This window comes from Deltaproteobacteria bacterium (assembly GCA_009929795.1).
Taxonomy (GTDB): Bacteria; Desulfobacterota; Desulfovibrionia; order Desulfovibrionales; family Desulfomicrobiaceae; genus RZZR01.
This window is the reverse complement of the sequence record RZZR01000249.1, coordinates 1-2,624: the sequence shown is the minus strand read 5'-3', so window position 1 is coordinate 2,624 and position 2,624 is coordinate 1. Positions and strand designations below refer to the sequence as shown.

The window sequence follows — 2,624 nt, the reverse complement described above, 5'->3', positions numbered from 1 at the left end:
GACGTGCGTCTCACCCTATTCGCCGAAGATCACGGGCCAGGAGCAGTTCGTACACGTCTGGACCCTCGGTGTAAAGGGCGTAGGCGATGAGCAAGACAAGCTCGTGACCATCGATACGGATCCCAAGTCCGAAACCTTCGGCGAGGTCATTCACAGCCTCTCCGTGGGCGGACGCAACGAGGCCCATCACTCGGGATACAGCGACGACCGCCGGTATCTGTGGGCCGGCACCCTGGATACCAACAAGATCTTCATCTTCGACGTCCACACCGATCCGAGCAAGCCAACGCTGCACAAGGTCATCGACGACTTCGTCAAGGCGAGCGGTGGCGTGGTGGGGCCCCACAGCTTCTTCGCCCTGCCCGGTCGCATGATGATCAGCGCCCTGTCCAACAACAAGGACCACGGCGGCCGCACGGCGATGGTGGAATACACCAACGAAGGCGAATTCGTGGAAACCTACTGGATGCCCACGGATGACAACCTGCGTGGTGCCGAGAAGACCGGCAAGTACGCCGACGGCTATGGCTACGACGTGCGCTTCCTGCCGGCCAAGAACATCATGGTGACCAGTTCATTCACCGGCTGGTCCAACTACATGATGGACTTCGGTCAGATGCTGAACGATCCCGAGGCCATGAAGCGCTTCGGCAACACCGCTATGGTGTGGGACCTGCACAAGCGCGAGCCGTTGAAGATCTTCGACATCCCCGGTGCCCCTTTGGAGATCCGTTGTACCTGGGGCAGCAACTACTGCTTCACCACCACCGCCCTGACCTCCAAGATCTGGCTCATCTACGAGGATCAGAAGGAAGGCTGGACAGCCCGTGAAGTGGGTACCATCGGCGACCCCTCCAAGGTACCGTTGCCGGTGGCCTTTTCCATCAGCGCCGACGACAGCACACTGTGGGTCAATACCTTCATGGATGGCACCACACGTCGGTTCGACGTCTCCGACCCCTTCAATGCCAAGCTGGTGAGCGAGCATAAAATTGGCTCGCAGGTGAATATGGTTTCCCAAAGCTGGGACGGCAAGCGGCTGTACTTCACCTCGTCTCTGCTGGGTAACTGGGACAAAAAGGACGAGGCGGATGAGCAGTTTCTCAGGATGTACAACTGGGACGGCGAGAACTTGGTCCTGGGATTCGAGGTCGACTTCTACAAGGAAAAGTTGGGGCGTGCCCATCTCATGACCTTCAACTCCAACGAGCTTTTCGAAACCAATATCGCCGGGAAGCAGAAGCCGGTGGAGACATTGGGTGATGCCGTGGCCGTCGCTGCTCCGGCCGACTGAAGCCATGCCTATGCCGTCATAAGCGACAAAGGGGCTTTGCTGCAAGAACGCCCTCAGCAGCATGACCGCCCGAACACATAAAGTGGTCGGGCGGTTTCTAATATAGACAACGGCAGATGGTGTCGGCCGAGGAGTCCGATAGGCGCATGTTTCTGAAGAAACCAATTTCCCGCGTCGCGCTCGTGTTCTTTCTGAATTGCGTCTTGGGCGCCATCCCTGCCGCCCTGGCTGACGATGCCTCCGGAACCAAGGGACAGGTCACGGGTGCCATCGACCGGCCCCGGGTCGTGGCCCCCGGATATTCCACCCTGCTTTTTGATCCGCCGGACCCCGGAACCTACAGCTTGCCGCCCATCGCCGAGGCCCCGGACGGCCCGGTCCTCGCGACTGACGGCTCGAAGGCCCGGCTCCATGATCTGTTCGACGGCAAGTATGTGGTACTGAGCTTCATCTACAGCAGCTGCGACGATGTCAATGGCTGTCCCCTGGCGACCTACGTCCTCTATCGCCTGTATCAGGCCATGCAGAAGGATCCCGAGCTGGCCGCAAGCATGCGCCTGATCAGCCTCAGCTTCGACCCGCAGAACGATGTCCCGGAGGTGATGCGCCTGTACGCCGAGAACTTCGCCGGCAAGGGGGCGGACTGGCTCTTTCTCACCACCGAATCAAACGAGGCCCTCGACCCCATCCTCGCCGCTTATGACCAGGGCGTGAACAGGGTCTATAACGAGAAAGGTGAAAACACCGGGCAGATCTCCCATGTGCTGCGCGTGTTTCTCATCGATCCGGAACGCCGGATACGCAACATCTACAGCGTTTCCTTCCTGCATCCCGATCTCGTACTGGCGGACGCTCTCACCCTGATGCAGGAGGCCGCAGCCGGTGGCTATAAGGCGGCAGCCGGCGAGGTGAAACCACCCCTGCGGACCCGGGAATTGCTGGCCCAGGCCAGCCACAGCCCCCCGGGGCTGCCGCCCATAGTCCTGCCCGAGGGACAGGAGATGACCGCAGCCCGCGTCGACTTGGGGCGCAAGTTATTCTTCGACCGGCGCCTGTCGAGCAACGAGACCCTGTCCTGCGCGATGTGCCACATCCCGGATCAGGGCTTCAGCAACAATGCCATGTCCCCGCCTACCCGGCAGGTTCCTACAATTTGACCTCATATATCCAGCCGAAGGGGTCTTCCTTCGTACCATATTGAATGCCGACGATTTCATCATGTAGCTTCTGCGCCCATTCTCCCACTTCGCCATTTTGAACTTTATAGTTTTTGTCCTTGTAGGAAATAGACTTCACGGGAGAAACGACTGCGGCGGTGCCCGTGCCGAAA

The 2,624-nt window shown here is 59.5% G+C and carries 3 protein-coding genes; 2 read left to right on the top strand and 1 reads right to left on the bottom strand.

Translation table 11 applies throughout. The features are described 5' to 3' along the window. The first annotated feature begins 28 nt into the window (after positions 1-28). Both EOM25_13820 and EOM25_13815 read left to right on the top strand, forming a co-directional pair. Positions 29-1,294, top strand: coding sequence for a selenium-binding protein (locus EOM25_13820; GenBank protein ID NCC26252.1), 1,266 nt, complete (start codon positions 29-31; stop codon positions 1,292-1,294). Between the two features lie 146 nt (positions 1,295-1,440). Beyond that, positions 1,441-2,451: a hypothetical protein gene (locus EOM25_13815; GenBank protein ID NCC26251.1), complete on the top strand. Its 1,011-nt coding sequence runs from the start codon at positions 1,441-1,443 to the stop codon at positions 2,449-2,451. On the opposite strand, the gene EOM25_13810 is transcribed toward EOM25_13815, so the two are convergent. Next, the coding region (locus EOM25_13810; protein NCC26250.1) for a branched chain amino acid aminotransferase at positions 2,441-2,624 on the bottom strand (184 nt) is incomplete at its 5' end. The genes EOM25_13815 and EOM25_13810 overlap by 11 nt on opposite strands.